The sequence below is a fragment of the Erwinia rhapontici genome, assembly GCF_020683125.1.
In the GTDB taxonomy this organism is placed as follows: domain Bacteria; phylum Pseudomonadota; class Gammaproteobacteria; order Enterobacterales; family Enterobacteriaceae; genus Erwinia; species Erwinia rhapontici.
The window spans coordinates 4,458,425-4,479,992 of record NZ_CP085627.1; the positions used below are offsets into that span (position 1 = coordinate 4,458,425).

Here is a 21,568-nt window from a genome sequence, read left to right on the forward strand (position 1 = left end):
GACCTGCCATATAATTAATAGTGCGATTTTTCGGTGGCTTACCGCGCTGGCATAACCACACCAGGGTGATAAGGCTTCATTTGAGTCTAACAGACTCAGAGAACAATTTCGCAGTAGCCTCGTAACCTGATAGCATTAGCCTCTTTTTCAGGAGCCGTACCAATGACCAAGCAGCCCGACGACTGGCTCGATGATGTACCAGATAACGAAGAAGAAGAAGATGATGAGATTATCTGGGTCAGTAAAAGTGAGATTAAACGTGATGCCGAGGAGCTAAAACGCCTTGGCGCTGAACTGGTGGAACTGGGGAAAAACTCCCTGGACAAAATCCCACTGGATGAAGATCTGCGTGCCGCCATTGAACTGGCACAGAAGATTAAGAAAGAAGGCCGCCGCCGCCAGATGCAGCTGATCGGTAAAATGCTGCGTTCACGTGATGAAGAGCCGATCCGTACGGCACTGGATAAGCTGAAGAACCGCCACAACCAGCAGGTCGCACTGTTCCATAAACTGGAAGTGCTGCGTGACCGTCTGGTGGAGCAAGGTGATGATGCGGTGCCAGAGGTGCTGAACCTCTATCCTCATGCCGACCGCCAGCAGCTGCGTGCGATGATCCGTAACGCGCAGAAAGAGAAAGCGACCAACAAACCGCCGAAAGCTTATCGCCAGATCTTCCAGTATCTGCGTGAGCTGGCCGAAGCGTCGTAACGTATTGCTGTGAGTATCAGGTCGGGCGTGCCCGACCCCTACGCAAAGGCATAGGCATGCCCACCACAGGCGCGTAGGGCGAGGCATGCCTCGCCCAATGCATATTACGCCAATCGATCTAACAATTTCTGATGAATCCCACCAAAACCGCCATTACTCATGACCAGGATGGTATCGCCCGGCTGGGCCTTTTTGGCGATCATTTCTATCAGTGTATCGAGATCCGCACTCCACTGCGCCGGCTGAATGCAGGCCTCGGCCACTTCGGCAACCTGCCACGGAATGTGGTGCGGCTGATAAAGGAACACTTCATCAGCACGCCCCAGCGCCGGGGCTAAATCGTCCTTGCTGATGCCCATTTTCATGGTATTCGAACGGGGTTCCAGCACCGCCAGAATGCGCGCAGTGCCGCCGACTTTGCCGCGCAGCGCCGCCAGCGTAGCGAGGATAGCCGTTGGGTGATGGGCAAAGTCATCGTAGACCTTAATGCCGTTACTCTCTCCACGCAGCTCCAGACGACGGCGGGCATTGATAAAGTCATTCAGCGCACGCCCCGCATCTTCGGGCTTCACGCCAACATGACGTGCAGCGGCAATGGCCATCATGCCGTTATGCATGTTGTGCTCCCCCACCAGCGACCAGTTCACTTCTGCCACGCGCTCGCCGTCCAGCAGCACTTCCCAGTGTGAGGCATCCGTAGAGAGTTTCTTCGCCTGCCAGTGGCCGGTGTCGCCCACGGTTTCCTGTTCACTCCAGCAGCCCATCGCGATCACCTGTTTCAGGTTAGCATCATGCTCTGGCAGGATAATTTTTCCCTGGCCTGGCACGATGCGGACCAGATGATGAAACTGTTTCTGAATAGCACGCAGATCGTCAAAAATATCGGCATGATCGAACTCGAGGTTGTTCAGAATCAGGGTACGCGGGCAGTAATGAACAAACTTCGAGCGCTTATCGAAGAACGCGCAGTCGTACTCATCCGCCTCAATCACAAAGAATGGGCTTTTTCCTAAATTCGCGGAAACATCAAAATTTCCAGGCACCCCACCGATGACAAAACCGGGTTCATAGCCGCAGGCCTGTAAAATCCACGCTGCCATGCCCGCTGTGGTGGTTTTTCCGTGGGTTCCGGCGACCGCAATCACCCAGCGGTCGCGCAGGACGAAGTCATGCAGCCACTGTGGGCCAGAGAGATAAGGAATATTGCGCTCCAGCACCGCTTCCACACAGGGATTACCGCGGGTCATCGCGTTACCGATGATCACCAGGTCCGGTGCAGGATCGAGCTGAGAAGCATCATAACCCTGAATTAAATCAATACCCTGCTTCTCCAACAACGTGCTCATTGGCGGGTAAACGTTAGCATCAGAGCCGGTCACTTCATGGCCGAGCGCGCGGGCCAGCATCGCCAGTCCACCCATAAAGGTGCCGCAGATACCGAGGATATGAATACGCATAAAAGGTCCGTTTCGTAAAATGTTCGGCCTTAGTGTAACGCCCCCATCGTGCGGAAGAAACGGATTTGCCCTATGTTCTTTAGCGTTCAATCGGCTAAACTGCGTACGCATACGTTGGCAGTTTGTGAATCAAGCTGCTACTCAACCGCAGATTCAGGGATTGTGTTATGAAAACGTTAGGCGAATTTATCGTCGAGAAGCAACACGACTTTCCGCACGCAACAGGTGAACTGACCGCTTTGATCTCCGCGATCAAACTGGGCGCTAAGATTATCCACCGCGATATTAACAAAGCAGGCCTGGTCGATATTCTGGGTGCCAGCGGCGCTGAAAATATTCAGGGCGAAGAACAGATGAAGCTCGATCTGTTTGCCAATGAAAAACTCAAAGCCGCACTGAAGGCCCGTGGCATTGTTGCAGGTATCGCGTCAGAAGAAGAAGATGAGTTCGTGATCTTCGAAGGCGCGGAAAACGGCAAGTACGTGGTACTGATGGATCCTCTCGACGGCTCCTCAAATATTGATGTCAACGTTTCTGTCGGCACCATTTTCTCAATTTACCGCCGTCTCACCCCTCCGGGTACGCCGGTGACCGAAGAAGACTTCCTGCAGCCTGGCAGCCAGCAGGTTGCCGCGGGTTACGTCGTTTATGGCTCCTCTACCATGCTGGTTTATACCACCGGCTGTGGCGTACATGCCTTTACCTACGACCCGTCACTGGGCGTGTTCTGCCTGAGCGCGGAACGTATGACCTTCCCGGAAAAGGGCTACACCTATTCCATCAACGAAGGTAACTACATCCGCTTCCCGCAGGGTGTGAAGAAATACCTGAAATTCTGTCAGGAAGAGGATGTCGCGACCCAACGTCCTTATACCTCACGCTACATCGGCTCGCTGGTGGCAGATTTCCACCGTAACCTGCTGAAAGGCGGTATCTACCTCTACCCAAGCACCGCCAGCCACCCGAAAGGCAAGCTGCGCCTGCTGTATGAGTGCAATCCAATGGCGTTTCTGGCGGAACAGGCTGGCGGTAAAGCCTCTGACGGCAAAAACCGTATTCTGGACCTGGTGCCAGAAAGCCTGCATGAACGTTCGCCGTTCTTCGTCGGCAATGACCATATGGTCGATGATACCGAACGTTTCCTGCGCGAGTTCCCGGATAACTAATCGGTAAAGTTTAACGATTCCGACTGACCAAAGCGTAGGGGCGGACCTTCTTTTTCGGGTCCGCCCTTTCTTTTGGGGAAACGACCAGAAAAACGGCCACCCCCAACGATTTATGCCGCCTGAGTGACCTTAAATACCGCCATGGTTTGCACCAGCTGCTGGGACTGCTCTTCCAGCGACTGCGTTGCGGCGGCCGCTTCTTCCACCAGCGCGGCATTCTGCTGCGCGACTTCATCCATCTGCGTCACCGCCTGGTTCACCTGTTCAATACCGCGACTCTGTTCCTGCGAAGCGCTGGAGATCTCTTTCATCAACGTGGTGACTCGCATCACTTCCGTCGAGATTTCATCCATGGTTTCACCCGCTTTGGTCGCCATATCAGAACCTTCGTTGACGCGAATCTGCGACTCACTAATCAGCGTACGGATTTCCTTCGCCGCCGTTGCACTGCGCTGGGCCAGGTTACGTACCTCGGTGGCGACAACGGCAAAACCGCGTCCCTGCTCACCCGCGCGTGCCGCTTCAACAGAAGCGTTCAGCGCCAGGATATTCGTCTGGAAGGCGATGCCATCAATCACACCGAGAATGTCGCCAATACGCTGCGAGCTGTTAGAGATTTCCCCCATTTTCTCCATCACGTAACACACTACTTCTGCCCCGCGATCGGCGGTATCAGAAACAGCACGCGCCAGCAGATGTGCCTGTTGGGCGTTATCTGCATTCTGCTTCACCGTGGCGGTTAACTGCTCCATGCTCGCCGCCGTCTGTTCCAGCGATGCCGCAGACTCTTCAGTTCGCTGGGAGAGATTGAGGTTGCCCGAGGCGAGTTCGCGGCTGCCGATATCGATTTGCAGACTGGCATCGCGCACCAGACCAACCGAATGCTGTAGCGACTGCTGCATCGTTCCCAGTGCGGCATTTAATCGGCCCAACTCGTTGTCACCGCTTTCCGGCACGGGCTGCGTCAGATCGCCACCCGCCACATGCTCAAGATGCCTGATAGCCTGATCCAGCGGCTTCAGGAGCAGTATGCGCAAAATCATCCATGCCAGCGCCACCAGCAGCAGTGTCAGCGCGCCGCTCACCAGAATCAGAACGGTCATCATGGTTTGGTTACGCGCGGCCTGCGCCATCTGTGTTGCGCTGACGTCGTCGGCATAAGCACCAAAAGCCGATACTGCGCCAGAGAATTTGCCTGCAAGGTCGGAGAGGTTTCCTTCCAGAACGCTGTAGTAATCATCCACGCTCTGTTTTTGCAGCGCCGCCATCATTGGCGTGATGCCATTAACCAGGTAATCTTCATGGGTTGCCACTACGGCTTCCGCCAGAATTCTGCCGTGTTCAGTGACGGTTCCGGCATCAATGAATCGTTTCAGCTCCTGCTGCGATAAAACCACGTAACTGGCGGAACGTGTGGCTATTTTTTCCGCTTCGTCCGGCAGGCCGATTTCCATTTTACGTATGGCCAGCGCCGCGGTGGCGCGGGTGCGCAATAGGTTGCCGTTACTCATATACAGTGCGTTCAACTCTATGCCCTGAATGCGGTTGATCACATCCAGTGAGCGATTGCCCTTTTGAATCGCGATAATGCCCATGACACTCACCACTAAAAGCAGCAGCGTCATCATGGCAAGCAGCGCCAATAAACCCGTACGTATTGAGATTCTCTTAAGCATGATCATTTCCCGATAGTGTTAAGCCTGGTCATTCCTGGTCCCTAAATCGACCATGTTATCGGCAATAACATTACCCAGCTTTAACCATAATAAAGATTAAATTGATCCAGCACAGGGAACCCGTAAGCGTGAATTAAGGGCGCTTCAACGCTTTTATTGTGGACAAACGTCAGAAGGGAAATGACCCTGAAGGAAAATACAGACGATGATGGATTAGATCCATGTAAAACCAGAGAAATGATTTAACAATGATGAATAAACCAAATTAATCCCCTGACAGCCCTCATCTTGTTCAGTGGCGAAAAGAGACTCCAGGCAAGTGTCATGTCATCGCACTAAGAAAATCACAGATTGTAGAATTTTTAGCAAAACAGACATTTGCTATGCTGCACGGGAAATAACCACATACACACCAAGGGATTTGTATGTTTGATAATGATACTAAGGGCGGCAGTCTGCGCCTGATGACATTGGGCGAGATTAATATGGCGAAGGAAATTTTTCGCGACACGATCATCTACCCGAAAGTGTGGATCCATAAAGGCAGTTACTTGCCTTTTGGTCTGCAACTCAAGCGAGTCTCTATGTCACCCAATGGAGAAATGTACTTTCGAGATGAATACAGCCCTGATTTTTCTAAAGCCGATATAAGAAGGCAGCATACTTTTATCCATGAACTGTCACACGTATGGCAGTACCAGCACGGCATGAAGGTCAAATTACGGGGCCTGGTCAGCTGGATGGCAAAGTATGAATATGCTTTAGACAGCTGGCCACTTAGCACTTACGGTATGGAGCAGCAGGCACAGATTATTGCAGATTATTATCTACTTACGCAGTTCAATGGCCGTGCTTACTGGAAAACAAACAGGGGTTGTACTAACAGTGATGATTTATCCGATGATGAGTTACTAAAACAGTATAAATAGACGCTGCGAGCCTTTCCGTGGAGCCTGTGATGACAATAAAAAAAGTGCTGTTTCCCGCCCTGATTGCCTCGCTTCTTACCGGCTGCGGGTGGATGGGCCATTACAGCCCCCCCAATGAGCTCGGACAGGTGTCCCTGACAAATGCCGGAGTGTGTTTCCAGATTAAAAATGCCAGCGACTATTATGCTCATTATCTGGTTATCAGAGAGAGTCGTGCACCGGAGATGTCTGGCTTCAACAGAGAATTCCCCGCTTTAAAAATTGCTAATGATCAGCTCTGCATTCCTGAAACGTATTACAAGTTCCCGAACTCAGGTGCCAGGCGGGTTGATATCGCTTTACGCTCACCCACTAAGAAGATGAGACGCCGTTATATTGTCTCTGAATTCAACATGGTCAACGGTGAGCCACACCCCTTTGCACCGAGTGAATACTCCATACCCCAGCCCGACGTGGAGGATTAGCCATCATCGTGAACCGGGCATCGCATAGCGCAGCATTTCACTGTCATTGATGCCCCGGCACGGAGCAATCTGAAAGGCGGAAAAAGGAAGGTACTTTGAAGATGACCTGGCTATAATACCCGGCACTCAACCTAAGATGATTGAAGGAATTCATAATGAGCTTGAACCTGGTACCAGCGGGTAAAGACCTGCCAGATGATATCTATGTCGTAATCGAGATCCCGGCAAATGCCTCTCCAATCAAATACGAAGTCGACAAAGAGACTGGCGCACTGTTCGTTGACCGTTTCATGGCGACAGCGATGTTCTATCCGTGCAACTACGGTTATATCAACCACACCCTGTCCCTGGATGGCGACCCGGTTGACGTCCTGGTGCCAACACCGTACCCGTTACAGCCTGGCTCTGTGATCCGCTGCCGTCCGGTTGGCGTGCTGAAAATGACCGACGAATCTGGCGAAGATGCCAAAGTTGTTGCGGTTCCACACAGCAAACTGAGCAAAGAGTACGAGCACATTCAGGATGTGAACGACCTGCCAGAGCTGCTGCGCGGCCAGATCACCCACTTCTTCGAGCAGTATAAAGCGCTGGAAAAAGGCAAATGGGTTAAGGTTGACGGCTGGGAAGGCGTTGAAGCGGCTAAAGCAGAAATCGTCTCTTCCTTCGAGCGTGCTGCGAAGAAATAATCTTCGGTACGACCCGCGCCAGTGAATGCTCTCCACCACTGACGCCGAAAAACACCGCCACGGCGGTGTTTTTTTATCCCGCTTCTCCGCTATTCGATAATCGATACCGTAATGTCGTTACCCGGTCGGTAATCATCCTGAAGTGCAAAGAGCTGGTCCGTGAAGACAGGATGCACCGTCACCACAAAGTTTAAATGACGGCCCGCGTCCACAATCTCAATCTCGCTCCCTGGCAGCAATGCGCCTGCCTGTCGGCTAACGTCACTCTTTTGCCCCGCGACTGAAGAGATGTCACGGTAAGCGGTCGCACGATCGTCCAGCATCAGCGCAGAAATTCCTGCCTCAAGTACGCCGTCACGACCAAAAGCGAACTGCCGCTGACTGCCGCTGCTGTCACTGAAAGCCAGACGAATTTTCCGGGGTTCATCGCACTCCACCCTGAATATGGCTGCACGCGACGTCAGTTGGTGCTTCCCATCCGGGCCTCGTGTGACCTGGGTATTTATCTGGCCATAATCCAGCATCCCCGCGCCCGTACTGATGCGGCATTCAGCCTGTACCCACCCTGAACACAACAGCAGACTGGCGGCGAGCAGGCACACCCTTTGACGGCGGTGAGGTTGCGAATGTTTCCTACAGTCCATTTTCCGTTCCTTCATGTGTTTCCCGTTGAAAGCTGGCGATGCAGCAGAGAAATTAACCTTGATGCTCCAGCGGTTGTATAAACAAACCCGCGACATAGCCATATTTTGACAGGCTCTGGATTTGGATCTGCTTGCTGTTTTTCAGAGCAGCAGCATCCTGGCCCTTAACGGTCAGCGTTTCGCCGGGAAGAATATAGCTTTTACTCAGTATGATATTTTTCATCGTGGGCAGCAGCACGACGGTCTGCGACAGTCGCACCACGTAACGGCTGGGGTTAACGATAGTCAACACGCCGCTTGTTTCCGAAAATTTTAATGCTTCCCAGGGGTCGGACTTCATTGGCAGACCGGCAGGATGAATAACGATCGGGAGGTCCTGCCGGAGGCTTAAGCCCACCGTATTTTTGCCGGTCAGCGCTTGTACCGGGATCCCTTCCAGGATCACCCGCTTCATATGCTCTGTCTTGAGCGGCCCCAGGCTATGCAGTAAGAAGCGTAGCCGCTGAGTCTGACCCGCCGCCAGCCGGGTCACCGGCTGGGTCACCAGCAGCTGAGGCTGAGGATCGTCTGGCAGGCTGTAGACCTTCACATACAGCAACGCCTCGTGATTTGCGGTATTGGTGACGTTCAGGCTCCCGCCCTCTGCCTCTTCGTTGATCATTAACATGGAGGTTTCCGGCTTCATCACCGCTGCGGCGGGCAGTGCAATAAAAAGTATCAGCAGGCCAAACGCAGCGCAGTGACGGGCGCATAAAACCCCAAATCGTCTAAAAATAACCATCATAGATACACAATATCGAAGGTTGCGCTGCCTGCCATCGTCACTTCCCTTCCCAGTTTGAGGGTATCAAGAGGGACGATCCAGGGGGTGACATTCATGTCAAAAACTACATTTTTTGCCGGGATCGGCACGCGCAGCATATCAGAGGTAAAGGACACCAGCTCTTCTCCCTGATACGTCCACAGCACGCTTGCCTTTACCTCTGTCCAGCTTTTGCCTTCATCGGCCGAGATGGTAAGTTTCTGCATGGGATGTCCATCCACCATGGACCTGTCCGCCGGGGTATGGATGCGGTAAGCGCCAATGCTTATTCCCGCGTCGGTAGCCCCCAGGCTGAAATTGGTCTCCGCAGCCTTTCCGTCAATCTTCGCTTCCCCGGTTTTTTCAGCGATATCTTTGGCCCGCACGGCAAACAGCGTGGGCGTTTCACAACTGATATTCAGCTTGATATTTTTCGTCGTCAGCGCGGTGGATTTGGAGGGTGAGAGGCTGGCAGCGCTGATCTGCTGCCAGTCGAGTATGCCCCCGCCATCAAAGCGAATATCGCAGGAGGCAGGCTGAATAGTGCCACGTATCTGCAACGTGGCCTGGGTACTGGCGGGCACCGCAGTGCTGAGCACCATGCCCGTCAGCAGCGTGATACCGGAAAGGATCCTTTTCAGTTCCATTGCGCAATTCCTTTATAAGACGCGTGTTATGCAGCGCTAGCGGCGCAGGCTAAATGCACACACCGCTAATTTTCTGATAGGGACCGCCATCCTCTGGCTGGTCTTCCAACCGATAGGTGAAGCTGCAACGCTTATCGCTCCCGGCCACATCAATCAGCAGCGTCGCTTCCTCCGCTGAGTTATTCAGATAGACCAGCCCATTATCGATAGCTATCGTGAGTAGCGTGCCCTGCTCATCCATCACTTTACTGCCACGCGGTAACGCCGTGCCATCGCTCAGGGTAAGGTCCAGCAGTACCCGCCGACTGGTCAACACGGTGTAGCTAATGCGCTTCACGCTTCCCCGCGCGAGTGTGAAGGAGTGGTGGCCATTATTAACATCCGATTTTTTCGGCAGTGTTTCCGTATCCAGGTCAAGGCTTGCAGGCCGCCACGCGGGAAGCTGCGGAGCCAGTGCCAGACCTCGCCAGTCCGTCCAGACTGTCCCCCCCGGCGTGCTGATCGCCACGTTTGCCAGCCTTTCGTTCATGGCGATCATGCCAAAGGTCTGCCCAACGGGGATCGGAGAGAACAGCACATTTTTACCGACCATGGCGACGCTACCGCTACCGCTTACGGAGTAGTTGTCGGAATGACTGCCGCTGCGTCCTGCTGAAGCAGAAAGAGTGGTGTAATGCAGGTTGGCGTTGAGGCCCCCCTGCACGGACTGGCTATGCTGCTTTAAATCCCGTTCTGTAGACAGGTTGTAACCCACGTCACGGTTAACAGGACCGCTGATCTCACTGCCCAGCTGACTGCGGTTGTCCGAGCTACGGTAATAGGTGTTGCTGTAGTGCCGGCCCAAAGGAAAATTGGCGTTAACCGATAACAGCTTGTCCGACCTGCGCGTTCCCTTACTGTGTGAAAAATTCACCGACAGCATCACTTTTTTAATTTTCGCGCCCCAGCCCAGCGTATTGTAACGGGTTGACGCCATCCCCTGATTAAAGCGGCTCTCAGCATGACTTATAGAGAAAATTCCCATCCCTGGGGTCACCCAGTTGGCTGACAAGCTGTACTGGGTGTTATCTTTTTGGAAATAATCCGTTCCTGACTGACTGGCCTGATTGATAGAGGCAAACGCGGGTGTATTTTTACTGACGCTGGCGCTGACCGAAAATGCTTCGAAAATGCGATAATCTGCCGAGAACGTGAACCTTGCACTGCGTGCGCCGTGATAACGGTCGTTCGCTGCCGTGATCTGCGCGGCAAGCTGTAACCCCTGCGAGACACTGTGCCCAAGTGACAAGGCTACGGACTGGTATTTATCCGACAGCAGCAGGCCCGTTTGCGCCAGTAAGCGGCTAAAAGGCTTCCAGTTACGGTTCATGGTTAAAATAGCTGGCGTACCTTCACCCTGCCCGTGAATAGAGCGCAGCTTACCCGCGGCCAGAGAAATACCCTGCCTCCCGGAGGGGCTAACGTTCATCATTCGGTTCGCTGGTACGGTAAAATGCTGCTGCTGGCCGTTAGTTTCTAACACACTAACGTCCAGATCGCTGTTGAGGTTATTCAACGGGATACGATCTAAACGAAAAGGCCCCGCGGGTACCAGCGTGTTGTAGATCAACATGCCGTACTGGCGAACTTCCACCCGCGCCTGAGGCGTGCTGGCAATACCCTCAACGATCCCCTGAACTTCATCATCCTGCTGGAACCCCTCATCCGGGATAATCTGCATACCTGTGATCTCGCCGAGCTCAAACAGCGTATTACTGACGCCAATTTGTCCGACCAGGAGGCGTTTCTGCCAGCGTTCAAAGGATCGTTCAGCATACATTGAACTGATATCGGCACTGAGGGCTCCTTCCTGAAGATTAAACTGCTGCCAGCTGCGCACCATCCAGTTGGAAACATTAAAACCATCTTCCAGCGTCAGATAGCTATAACGGCTTTCATTTCCACGAAAACGGTTCAGGGAAGTGAAATAATTATAATTGAGCAACGCTCCCACGCCTCCCTTTTCACCACTTATCACCGCCTGTGAGGACAGCAATGCCTTGTCCGGCACCACTAGACTGGCGGCAAGATTTTGTGGTTCAAATCGGATGCTGATAGCAGGGTCACGTTGCGCCCAGTCAAAGCAGCCGGTACTCGCCAGAGCCTCGTCCCCGGGCAGTGTTAAGCCCAGTTGGTGAAATAATTCAGGCGTAAAGCACAGCCCGCCATCCTGATTAAATACCACGTTAAAGGCACCCCGGAACTCCCCGTTAACGCTGATATCAACCAGCGCAGGCCCGGCTGGAAAACGCGCCTGGTTATCAAGCAGGTTCAGTAACGTGGGGTCAATTCCTCTGGCCCTAAGGATTTGTTCAGTGACGGACTCGCCGGAAGCGTGCGCTTCGGTGAATTTGGCGGTGTGTTGCGCTTTTTGTAACAGCTGAGGACGTTCGGTTTCTTCCTGCGCACAGAGATAAGTCGGTGCCAGGGCGCCAGCCGCTGCAAGGAGAGCACAATGGCAGTAGGCGTTTAAGGTAAAGCGCTCAGAACCAGACACGGGTTAAATCTCGTGGCTAAGGGGCAGTTCAGCGTGACCAACTTTATATCCATACGAAGAAACAGCATCAATACGAATTTTATTGGTTCTCGCCAACGCCAATACATCAGAAAATGCCACAGGTACGGTTTCCCCCGGCAGGATATAACTCTTATTCAGGTTCACTTTTTGATTGCCTGGCAATAAGGTGAAGGACGGTGCCATCCTGACAACCCAGGCCCCGGGGTTGCGGACCGTCAACTTTCCCTCCTTAACCGTCCATTGCAACTCTTTCCAGGCGTCATTATTTGCCGCCAGCCTGGTAGGATGGATAATCACCGGAAGATTCTGCCGCAGACTGATTGAAACGCCCTTATTTTCGACGTTGCTAATCGGAATACCTTCGAACGTCACACGCTTCATATGTTCAGTGGTTAACGGACGGTCACTGGTTAACACAAAACGTACCCGTTGAGTCTGGCCCGCCGCCACGCGCATTACCGGTTGGGTGACGATCAGTTGAGGAAATTTATCATCGGGCAGGTCAATGACCTTCACGTAGAGTAAGGCGTCCTTATCATCGGTATTGGTGACGTTAATACTGCCCCCGCCCGCATCCTCCTGGATGAGCACCATCGAGGTACTTGGCTGCATGATCGCGCTGGCAGGAAAGATTATCACCAGAGGCATGATCGATAGGAATAAGCGAAAAAATTGAATCAGCATAGTATTCATCCGTGAATCTACGTTACAAGAAAACCACCGACATCATGCCCTGACTGATAAAAAGGAGAGCACAACGCCGGTGGAAACTTCAATTACATATAAATAACTTCAAACGTGGTGCTGCCCTGCAGGTCAATGCCACCCGCCAGGTTCTGCCCGGTAAGAGGACCCACTGATGGTTCAATTTCCAAAGCAAATACTTTACTTTTCGCTTTTGTACGCGGGTAGTCTGTCATGCCTGAAGTGGTGCTCATGTCCAGCGCGGCAGTAATATCGCCACTCTGTTTAGCATTAATAAAGTATGCGGATTGTTTATTAGGATTTTCCCAATCCCAACCACCGTCTTTATAGGTGATAAACGCTGTCGCTTTATCTTTACCAGCAGTACTTCCATTAACCAACGCTTTAATGGTATAGACGGCAGCTGCTACGCGATCATCACTACCTGATGAGAAATTAAAGTAGTTTTTTGCCAGTGATGGTTTAGTGCCCGTTGGCAGCTGACCTGCGCGATTATCCATTGCCCGAACAGCGAACGACATTTCGGCCAGACAGTTCACACTCAGGGTCACTTGTTTCGCGGGTAAATCAGTAAAGGCGGTGGAACTCAGAGATGAGGTGTTTATATTCTTCCACTCCAGATTAGTGGTAGGCAGTGAAATGTCACAACCGTTCGGCAGGATATTTCCTGCCATCTCCAGCGTTGCACTTCCAGCCGCCAGCGCCTGCCCTGAAGCAATGCCGCCAGCGATCAATACGGCAAGAGTTGTAATCTTTTTCATTTAATAATCCTTTATATAATAATCATTTAGGTCAATGCTCAGCCCGATACTGGCAGACATGACCGTCTTTACAAACAATGGCAAAAAAATTTTTGCCACGTTCATTCTTTGAATGTTCCGTTTCCTGAAAATGAAAATGGAAAGACATTAAAAATGGTTTATTAACTCATTATTATCACTTAAATACGTCGATTAGCGCTCATAATAACGCAACCCACTAACACTTAAAAAAACAATAAAACAATAAAACAATAAAACAATAAAACAAAAATTAAGGGAGCGGATGGTAAACAAAAAAAACCGAAATGACAATAATATAACTACGAAAACCAACTAAACAAACGATTAATCCACACCAGGGGCTGAGTGCAGGAATAAAAACTACAAAGACACCGTCCCCCCTTAAAAAGAAAAAAGAATCAATCCTAAATAAATAAGATATTACTTAGGATATGCACACCGATTACTTCTTATAAGTGAACACGTAATGACCGACGAGAAGGGTTAACCGCTGGGATTTAAACAGCCTGTTTTTCGTCATAAAAAATCAAAGCCGCCTTCTAAATAAGAAGGCGGCTTGTATAGTGTGAACCACAGAAAAATCGATAACTACTCCGCGTCTCTCAGCAGCCAGTCGCCGCTGGTGATACGCTTTTTGCCAGTGACGGCACGCTGATAAACGTACAGCCAGGCACTACCGTAAGGGGTTTTTAACAGCTCACGCTTGTATTCACCGCCTTTGGTTCTGAGCGCATCCAGTTCGCCCAGTGTTGATGCATCAATCCGGTAAACCTCACAATAGACCTGCCCTTCACCCGCCACGACTCCCGGGTAATGACCAAGATTGTAAAGTGCGTAGCCGTCGATCTGATGATCGCCCAGCCACTGCCCGTTCGTCATCCAGTGACTGTTACCTTGCTTACGCCGCAGGCTACCATAGACAATTATTCGCATTGCTAGAACTCAAACTGATAGAGCACATCCAGTGCCTGATCAATACCAGACACCGCTTCCAAATAGAGTTTGGGCATCAGGCGGTAACGCAGCGTTAACGTCGCCAGTGAATCAAATATGCCAACACCGTATTTTACCTGTAGACCCGGCAGCACATAGCCGCTGACCTGCACTTGCTGGCTGTCGCCAACCCCTGCAGTATCCAGCGCCAGATTACTGACACCAAAAGTCTCACCGATTTTACCCACAACCTGACCACTTTGTGCAACCCCCAATCCTACCAGAGCTGAAGTTAATGCATCACTGTCGCTGCCGGTGGCCCCTAATCCCTGCCCACGCAGCAGATAAGAGAGGGCTTCCTGCTGTGATTTCGCCGGGTCGGAGAAGATTTCTACCTTAGGCTCATCTGCCAGTCCGGTCACTCGCACCCCGGCCGTTACGTCGTCTTCGGTGGCTTCCGGGTTACGAATCGCCTCAATGTTCACATACGGCTGGTCCGGTGGGCCGGAGAATTGCAGCTCACCTTTACGGACGATCAGGTCCTGACCGTAGGCATGGAAGCGACCAGAAGGGATATTGATCTGGCCATTCAGTCCCAGGCCCCGTTTATCCTGCGCCAGTTTCAGATCGCCGTTCAGTTTCGCTTTCAGACCAAAGGCACTCAGACGCACATCGTTGCCAACGTGGATAACAAGATTACTGTTGATCGGAATGCCGCTGGTTTTCGGTGCAACAGGTTTCAGATCTTTATCCAGCAACACCTCATCAGAGGAGACGCCCACGGCACTTTCTGGCACTTCCTGCACGGTGATGCGCGCCCAGGGGATATCCACGCGGCCATCCAGATTAAACAGGTCCGGCGTGGCTTCAAATACCAGATCCGGTGACACGTCCATCCGCACCATCGGCGGCACAGTCACACGCACTTTATCGCCCTTCGCCGCAATGCGCGCACGCCAGGCATCGAGCTGATTCCAGTCGGCATCGCCGTTAAGCGCAATTTGCCCCTGAGAAGTCTGAATCACGCCTTCGAGCGTCGAACTCATGCCATTAAACGCCATTGTCAGGTTAGCGGTGGTGAGGTCAACCGGCATAAAGCTGCCATCCACGTCAACGCCTCGCAGCCCAAGCTGGCCAAAGACCTGCGGTTTTTGCAGATTACCGCCCAGGCGCAGGTTACTGTTCAGCACCCCGGTGATTTTCTCCCCCTTCATCAGTGCCGGGTTGAGCATCGCCAGTGACAGGCTGGTGATATTGACGTTACCGGACAGGGTGCGCCGCCCCTCGGGATCGGCAATCTGTACATTGCCATCCAACTGACCATTATTGGCAATGCGGATCAGCCAGTCGAGCTGAGCGCGACCGTTTGTCAGGGCCGCATTCAGGTTCAGCGTGCTGAAGGCGACAGGCAGCGTATTACCCTGTACATCCTGTTCCACTTTCACGCCATTCCCTTTCAGGGACACGCGTCCCGTCGGTAGCGCGCCATCGGCAGTCCAGGCAACATCGGCATCGCCGCTGAACACCCCGGTAAGCTGCGTGGCTTCTGGCATAAAGGGTTTGATCATCGCCAGGTTAAAACGATTAAGCACCACGCGCGCATGGCCTGATGGCCCGGCTTCAATCGTCGTGGGTACGCACAACTCGGCATTAGGATTCTGCCAGCAGTGTGCGCCGATACTGACGGTCTGTTTCGCATTGAGGTAATCCAGCGCGATGGCGCGCGTTAAGCGCCATTCCCCCACCGGGGTGTCAAAGCGGGTGTTATTCAGGTTCCCCTTCCAGCGTTGTTCAGCTCGGTCGAAGCTACCGCTGAGCGCTAACTGGCCGGAAACCGGTTCGCCCTGCACGTTCAGCTTAAGCTGATGCTGTTTTTCCGTGCCGCTGGCATCCAGCGTCAGCAGATTCACCGCCAGCGCGTCCTGCTTCAGTTGTTCAACACGCAGTTTCAGTTTGCCCTGAATCTGTTCACCTGAACTGACGTCCCCTTCCAGTTTGATACGGCCAATGCGCATCGCCTGCCAGCGCAGCCCGGTGGCGGTCAGGTCGGCCAGCAGCTGTGGCGTTGTCAGGTCTCCACGGGCACGGATTGTCCCTTTGGCAACCCCGCCAAGGCCCGGCAGGGCATTATCCAGATGCTGCGCATCAATATCGGCATCCAGGTTCAGCTTATCGCCCAGCGATCCTTTCAGATTGACGTTGTTACGCCCCAGCACCAGCTTAATACCGGGAATATCCCACTGATTGTAGCTGTTGCCGTACAGTGTTCCGTCAGCACTGACCGCGTTATTACGTACGTTACCCTTGAGCTTCAGCTCCGGCACACGCATCTGCCAGCTACCGCCGTACAGGCTGCCCCGCGTGGTGATTTTACCGTCCAGCTTCGCCGGCCAGTCCGGATACTGTTTTGCCGTATTAATCCCGGATAGCGTCAACTCACTGCGCCAGCTGATGGCTTTACTCCAGTCCACCAGTGCTGTCAGGTCGGTATTCCCCTGCAAGGCAGCCAGTCGCAGCTTGTCCAGCGAGAACTGCTCGACGTTCCCTTTGCCATTCAGCGTCAGTGTGGCAGGTGGAATGCCCTGCCCCTGGAGTGCCGCTTTCAGGGACATCACGTAGTCAGTGGCTTTGCCTTTAAAGCTGAAGTTGAAATTATCGGCCTGATACTGCGCCTGTCCATCCAGCGGCCAGCGCAGTTGCGGACTGTGCAGCGTCATATTGAGCGGTAAACCCGCTTCGGCAAGTTGTGTATCGGCATCCAGTTGCGCGCGAACCGGCCCGGAGAGATTCAGCCCCAGAGTCAGCGTATCGCGCAGGCCCCCACCCAGCGTCATTTTGATCTTCTCACCTTTGATCGGATCGACGTTAAGCTGGCTGTAGAGGGTGAAGTTGACCGGCCAGTTACCGCTCAGTGTCGCCTGGCCCTGGGCATTCAGCTGGCCCTGCGGCGAGTCGACATCCAGCGCCAGCAGCTGTAGCTGGTTATTTTCGGTTTTCGCTTTCAGTAGCAGTCGCTCTACCGCAATATCGGTATCGCCCGTGATGCGCAGCTGCTCACCGAGCACTTCCTGCACGTCCACATCCAGCGGCAACGTAAACGCGGGCAGGTCAGGCAGCAAAGGTTTATCAAACATCGCTTTCAGCGTTTCACCCAGCGGCGCTTCATTGACGGCAGGCTGCTGAACTTTCGGTTGTACAACCTGTTCATTGGCGACGTTCACAGCTTTCGGCAGCGCAATCAACAGTCCCTGAATATGGGTCGGAGTCAGCGTCATTGCACGGCCCTGCCAGTGCAGCCCGCTGGTGAAATCTGCCAGCGAAATGGCGGTGTCGTCGATTTTAAGGTTGATGTTATGCAGGGCCAGCCTGCTGAGTGTGAGCGGGTACGGCGTGCTGATATCCCCCGCGCTGCTCTCTTCTTCTACTGGCGGATTCGCCGGAGGGGGCATCTTTTTGCTGTCCACCACCACGCTAACGTCCTTCAGAGAGAGATCGTTAACGCAGAGCGCGCTCTGTTTCAGGCAGCCCAGGCGCAGAGCCAGATGAAACTCACCGGCATTGACCGTTACGCCCGGCATCTCATACTTCACGCCGCTCAGGGTCAAATCACGCCAGCCGCCTTTCACCTGCTGGATATCCAGCCCCGGCACCCAGCGCGCGGCACCGTTCAGCACCAGATGCAGGCCAGTGGTGGTGCCGAGTAAGAAGGCAACGCCGCCAAACAGCAGCACAATAAAAATCAGAATGCCAATCAGGCCCTTTTTCCACCACTTCATAGTTCAGGCCCCAACCCAATGTAAAACTGAATATCCCGATCGTTTTGATCACCAATCGGGCGGGCAATGTCCACTTTGATCGGCCCGACCGGCGACTGCCAGCGCACGCCAAAACCCGCACCGGTTTTGAAATTACTCTGCTTGATGTCGTTAACCGCTTCACCCGAATCAACAAACACCGCCCCCCACCATTTACCCGTGACGTTGTACTGGTACTCCAGCGAACCGGTGGCAAGTTTTGATGCCCCGGTCAGCTTGCCTTCATCATCACGTGGGGAGATGCCTTTGTATTTGTAGCCACGAATACTGCGGTCACCCCCGGCGAAGAAGCGCAGGTCCGGCGGGACTTTTTCGAAATCATTGGTTTCAATCCAGCCAAGATTGCCACGCACGACAAAGCGGTGTTTATCCTGCAATGTGCGGATCCAGACGTTCTGAGCCTGAATCACGGCGAAGTCGATATCCGATCCCCAGGTGGTATCAGAGACATCCAGCGAGTAACGCTGTGAATCACCCCAGGTCGGCATCAGACCACCCCGTGATCGGGTACGGTTAACGCTGACGCCCGGGTAAATCAGCATCGTGGTGTTGGTCACGCTGCCCTGGGTAAAGTGGTCGAGACTCCAGCGCAGGTTGACGGCACGCTGCCAGCCGCTGGAACTGTCCCAGTAGCGTGAGGCTGCGAGCGTAGTGGAGTCTGCTTTGGTATCGTTAAGATCGGTGCGTTTCAGCCCCCCCTGCAACAGGTAATACTGCTCCAGCGGGCTTTTACGCAATGGCATTTTATAGCTGAAATCTAACTGCTGCTCCGGCGCAGAGATGTTCGCGCTGGTGCTGAAACTGTGCCCCCGATCATTTACCCAGGGCTTTTTCCATGTTGCTTTGACGCGCGGGCCGACGTCCGTCGAGTAACCAACGCCGGTTTCAATGGTGTTCTCGGTGCGCGGCGAAACGACGCCATGCAGCGGCAGCATCTTGCTCTCGCGTCCTTTGTCAAATTCAGGAGCAACGACAACCGAGTTAAACCATCCGGTTGCGGACAAACGTCGGTTAAGTTCGGCTAAATCACGCGAATTGTAGTAATCGCCCTTTTTAAATGGCACGAGGTTTTGCAGGTAGTCGTCGCGGATCTGCGAACCTTCGAAGCTGACCTCGCCAAAGCGGTAACGCTGGCCACTGTCATAATCGAGATCCCAGAATGCCTCACGCCGTTCAACGGAGACGCCCAGCTGGCTTTTGCGGTAATCACCGTCAAAGTAGCCTTTACGCAGCGCCATGTTGCTCAGGGAGCTTTTAAACTTATCGTAGTCACTGTGATTAAGCACGGTGCCCAGTTTGGGTTTACCGTCCCGCACCAGCTTTTGGTAGTCTTCATCCGTTCGGGCACCGCCACGCAGGATCACCGTTTCTCCGGCAATCTTCACCGGTTCACCTGGCGTAACTTTCGCCAGTAACACCTGCCGTTTTCCGCCAGCAGGCGGTGGCTGCAGTTCGAAATCGATCTGCGGTTCGTAGTACCCCAGCGCCTTCAGCCCCTCTTTCACCGCATCGCTGACGCGTGCACGAAAGCGACCGTCAGAGGTGACTTCGTCATTGGTAATGGTGGACAAACGCGCCCTGACGTTCTTCTGTAATTCCCCGGATAACCCTGTGACCTGCAAACGAACATTCGCAGCCTGAGTAACAGGCGCGACGATCAGCAGACAAGACATGCAATACACATGAATTCGTGGCACGCTTACTCCCGTTTTTATTGCCAGCCCGCAATCCACTGGGCTTACTCTGGTAAAAATAGTTCGCGAATGGTTCAGTTCAAAGGTAATGCATGCGCATCACCTTACTTATTATTTACGCGCGATCAACCCGAACCTAAGGCAAATTTTGTGCAACGTCACGCTACGTTACAACACAGATCGCGATTAGCCGTAAAAGGAGTGTAACGTGGTATCAGTATCAGACAAGTCTCAACCCATTTCCTGCTCCGGGATACCTGCTCACTCAGAACATCGTTGCCGCAATTGTAAGCGCTCGATGCCACAGCTATAATCTCCCCACAGACTGCTCCGCGGCCTGATTACCCTTCTGCTCCGGCACCAGCCGAACCGCAGACATTTTTGGCACGGATAGCCCTGAATCGCTGCACTCCCTGATGTGATGATCGCAGGATAAACTGACTGCGCGCTGCCCAGGCCAAAAATGACAAGTGATTAACCCGGCCTTCTTTGTCTGCGCGATTGTGTTCCAGATTGCCCACAGAGACGAGCCAACTAATGGATGTTTTATGTTAGACAGCTTTCTTGTCATCATGCTGCTGATTGCGATCAGCTCGTTTTTCTCTCTTTCAGAAATCTCGCTGGCGGCTGCCCGCAAAATTAAACTGAAGCTACTGGCCGACGAAGGCAATATCAACGCACAACGCGTACTGAAGATGCAGGAAACGCCTGGCATGTTCTTTACTGTGGTGCAGATTGGCCTGAATGCCGTGGCGATCCTCGGGGGTATTGTCGGTGATTCCGCGTTTTCCCCGGCCTTCCGAACGCTGTTCGAACGTGTGACAACGCCGGAAATGGCTGAGAGCATCAGCTTTGTCTGTTCTTTCACGCTGGTCACCAGCCTGTTTATCCTGTTTGCCGATCTGTTCCCCAAGCGTCTGGGCATGATCGCGCCGGAAACCATGGCGCTCAAAATCATCAACCCGATGCGCTTCTGTCTGTTCCTGTTCCGCCCGCTGGTGTGGTTCTTTAACGGTGGGGCTAACATCCTTTTCCGCCTGTTCAAAATCCCGCTGGTGCGTAAGGACGACATCACCTCTGACGATATCTATGCGGTAGTCGAAGCCGGTGCGCTGGCCGGGGTGCTGCGTAAGCAAGAGCATGAGTTGATTGAAAACGTCTTTGAGCTGGAATCGCGTACCGTGCCCTCTTCAATGACATCACGTGAGAACGTGGTGTGGTTCGACCTGCACGAAGATGAAAGCAGCCTGAAAGAAAAGATTGCCCGCCATCCGCACTCGAAGTTCCTGGTCTGTAATGAAGATATTGACCATATCGTCGGCTATGTTGACTCGAAAGAGCTGTTGCTGCGCGTACTGGGTAATCAGAGCATGACGTTGAACAGCGGCCTGCAAATCCGTTCGGCACTGATCGTGCCGGATACGCTGACGCTGTCAGAAGCGCTGGAGAGCTTTAAAGCCGCCGGGGAAGACTTCGCAGTGATCATGAACGAGTATGCGCTGGTGGTGGGCATTATCACCCTTAACGACGTGATGACGACGTTGATGGGCGATCTGGTCGGTCAGGGAATGGAAGAGCAGATTGTCGCGCGTGATGAGAACTCATGGCTGGTTGAGGGCGGTACGCCTATTGATGACGTTATGCGCGTGTTGCATATCGACGAATTCCCGCAGTCAGGTAATTACGAGACTATCGGTGGCTTTATGATGTTTATGCTGCGTAAGATCCCAAAACGCACCGACTTCGTGAAGTTCCATGGCTTTAAGTTTGAAGTGGTGGATATCGACAGTTACCGCATTGACCAGCTGCTGGTGACGCGTATTGATGCGCGACCGACAGCACCCGTACTGCCGAAAGATCCGGAAGAACTCGTTTCGTAAGCGGTGGCAAGACACAAAAAAGG

The 21,568-nt window shown here is 53.1% G+C and carries 17 protein-coding genes; 6 read left to right on the forward strand and 11 right to left on the reverse strand.

Features of this window, described 5'->3' with window-relative positions; genetic code table 11:
* Window positions 1-162: 162 nt before the first annotated feature.
* Window positions 163-708, forward strand: a complete 546-nt coding sequence (yjgA, locus tag LJN55_RS20605; RefSeq protein ID WP_133842523.1) for a ribosome biogenesis factor YjgA — start codon at window positions 163-165, stop codon at window positions 706-708.
* A 104-nt stretch (window positions 709-812) separates the two neighbouring features.
* Here yjgA and mpl read toward each other — a convergent pair whose 3' ends face one another.
* Window positions 813-2,165: a UDP-N-acetylmuramate:L-alanyl-gamma-D-glutamyl-meso-diaminopimelate ligase gene (mpl, locus tag LJN55_RS20610; RefSeq protein WP_159336810.1), complete on the reverse strand. Its 1,353-nt coding sequence runs from the start codon at window positions 2,163-2,165 to the stop codon at window positions 813-815.
* A gap of 167 nt (window positions 2,166-2,332) precedes the next feature.
* Here mpl and fbp point away from each other — a divergent pair, with 167 nt between their 5' ends.
* Window positions 2,333-3,331, forward strand: a complete 999-nt coding sequence (fbp, locus tag LJN55_RS20615; protein WP_133842525.1) for a class 1 fructose-bisphosphatase — start codon at window positions 2,333-2,335, stop codon at window positions 3,329-3,331.
* Window positions 3,332-3,441: 110 nt separating this feature from the next.
* Here fbp and LJN55_RS20620 read toward each other — a convergent pair whose 3' ends face one another.
* Window positions 3,442-5,007, reverse strand: a complete 1,566-nt coding sequence (locus LJN55_RS20620; RefSeq protein WP_133842526.1) for a methyl-accepting chemotaxis protein — start codon at window positions 5,005-5,007, stop codon at window positions 3,442-3,444.
* 425 nt (window positions 5,008-5,432) lie between these two features.
* Between LJN55_RS20620 and LJN55_RS20625 the strand changes: the two genes are divergently transcribed.
* The 3 genes from LJN55_RS20625 (at window position 5,433) to ppa (ending at window position 7,086) form a co-directional block, all read left to right on the forward strand.
* The gene (locus LJN55_RS20625; protein WP_227535171.1) at window positions 5,433-5,936 is read left to right on the forward strand and encodes a type IV secretion protein Rhs; all 504 of its coding nucleotides are present in this window, start codon (window positions 5,433-5,435) and stop codon (window positions 5,934-5,936) included.
* A gap of 29 nt (window positions 5,937-5,965) precedes the next feature.
* Complete coding sequence (locus tag LJN55_RS20630; RefSeq protein ID WP_133842528.1) at window positions 5,966-6,400, forward strand: putative T6SS immunity periplasmic lipoprotein; 435 nt, start codon at window positions 5,966-5,968, stop codon at window positions 6,398-6,400.
* A 155-nt stretch (window positions 6,401-6,555) separates the two neighbouring features.
* Entirely contained in the window at window positions 6,556-7,086 is a 531-nt protein-coding gene (gene ppa, locus LJN55_RS20635; RefSeq protein ID WP_133842529.1) for an inorganic diphosphatase, read from the forward strand.
* An 89-nt stretch (window positions 7,087-7,175) separates the two neighbouring features.
* On the opposite strand, the gene LJN55_RS20640 is transcribed toward ppa, so the two are convergent.
* The 9 genes from LJN55_RS20640 to tamA all read right to left on the reverse strand — a co-directional run bounded on the left by LJN55_RS20640 (window position 7,176) and on the right by tamA (window position 19,644).
* Window positions 7,176-7,730: a DUF1120 domain-containing protein gene (locus LJN55_RS20640; protein ID WP_227535172.1), complete on the reverse strand. Its 555-nt coding sequence runs from the start codon at window positions 7,728-7,730 to the stop codon at window positions 7,176-7,178.
* Between the two features lie 52 nt (window positions 7,731-7,782).
* Window positions 7,783-8,514 carry a fimbria/pilus chaperone family protein gene (locus tag LJN55_RS20645; protein WP_227535173.1) on the reverse strand — a complete coding sequence of 244 codons (732 nt, stop codon included), beginning with the start codon at window positions 8,512-8,514 and terminating at the stop codon, window positions 7,783-7,785.
* Complete coding sequence (locus LJN55_RS20650) at window positions 8,511-9,179, reverse strand: DUF1120 domain-containing protein (protein WP_227535174.1); 669 nt, start codon at window positions 9,177-9,179, stop codon at window positions 8,511-8,513. Before LJN55_RS20650 ends, LJN55_RS20645 begins: the two co-directional genes overlap by 4 nt.
* 49 nt (window positions 9,180-9,228) lie before the next feature.
* Window positions 9,229-11,715, reverse strand: a complete 2,487-nt coding sequence (locus tag LJN55_RS20655) for a fimbria/pilus outer membrane usher protein (RefSeq protein ID WP_227535175.1) — start codon at window positions 11,713-11,715, stop codon at window positions 9,229-9,231.
* 3 nt (window positions 11,716-11,718) lie between these two features.
* A complete protein-coding gene (locus LJN55_RS20660; protein WP_227535176.1) occupies window positions 11,719-12,420 on the reverse strand; it encodes a fimbria/pilus chaperone family protein in 702 nt (233 codons plus the stop codon).
* Window positions 12,421-12,512: 92 nt separating this feature from the next.
* Entirely contained in the window at window positions 12,513-13,202 is a 690-nt protein-coding gene (locus LJN55_RS20665) for a DUF1120 domain-containing protein (RefSeq protein WP_227535177.1), read from the reverse strand.
* 609 nt (window positions 13,203-13,811) lie between these two features.
* Window positions 13,812-14,156, reverse strand: a complete 345-nt coding sequence (locus tag LJN55_RS20670; RefSeq protein WP_133842536.1) for a gamma-glutamylcyclotransferase family protein — start codon at window positions 14,154-14,156, stop codon at window positions 13,812-13,814.
* Window positions 14,157-14,158: 2 nt separating this feature from the next.
* Window positions 14,159-17,932 (reverse strand): autotransporter assembly complex protein TamB, encoded by a 3,774-nt coding sequence (tamB, locus tag LJN55_RS20675; protein WP_227535178.1) that lies wholly within the window; start codon window positions 17,930-17,932, stop codon window positions 14,159-14,161.
* The gene (tamA, locus tag LJN55_RS20680; protein ID WP_171149281.1) at window positions 17,929-19,644 is read right to left on the reverse strand and encodes an autotransporter assembly complex protein TamA; all 1,716 of its coding nucleotides are present in this window, start codon (window positions 19,642-19,644) and stop codon (window positions 17,929-17,931) included. The genes tamB and tamA overlap by 4 nt, the downstream gene beginning before the upstream one ends.
* 569 nt (window positions 19,645-20,213) lie before the next feature.
* On the opposite strand from tamA, the gene LJN55_RS20685 reads away from it, so the two are divergent.
* Window positions 20,214-21,545, forward strand: a complete 1,332-nt coding sequence (locus LJN55_RS20685; protein ID WP_133842539.1) for a hemolysin family protein — start codon at window positions 20,214-20,216, stop codon at window positions 21,543-21,545.
* The last annotated feature ends 23 nt before the right edge of the window (window positions 21,546-21,568 follow it).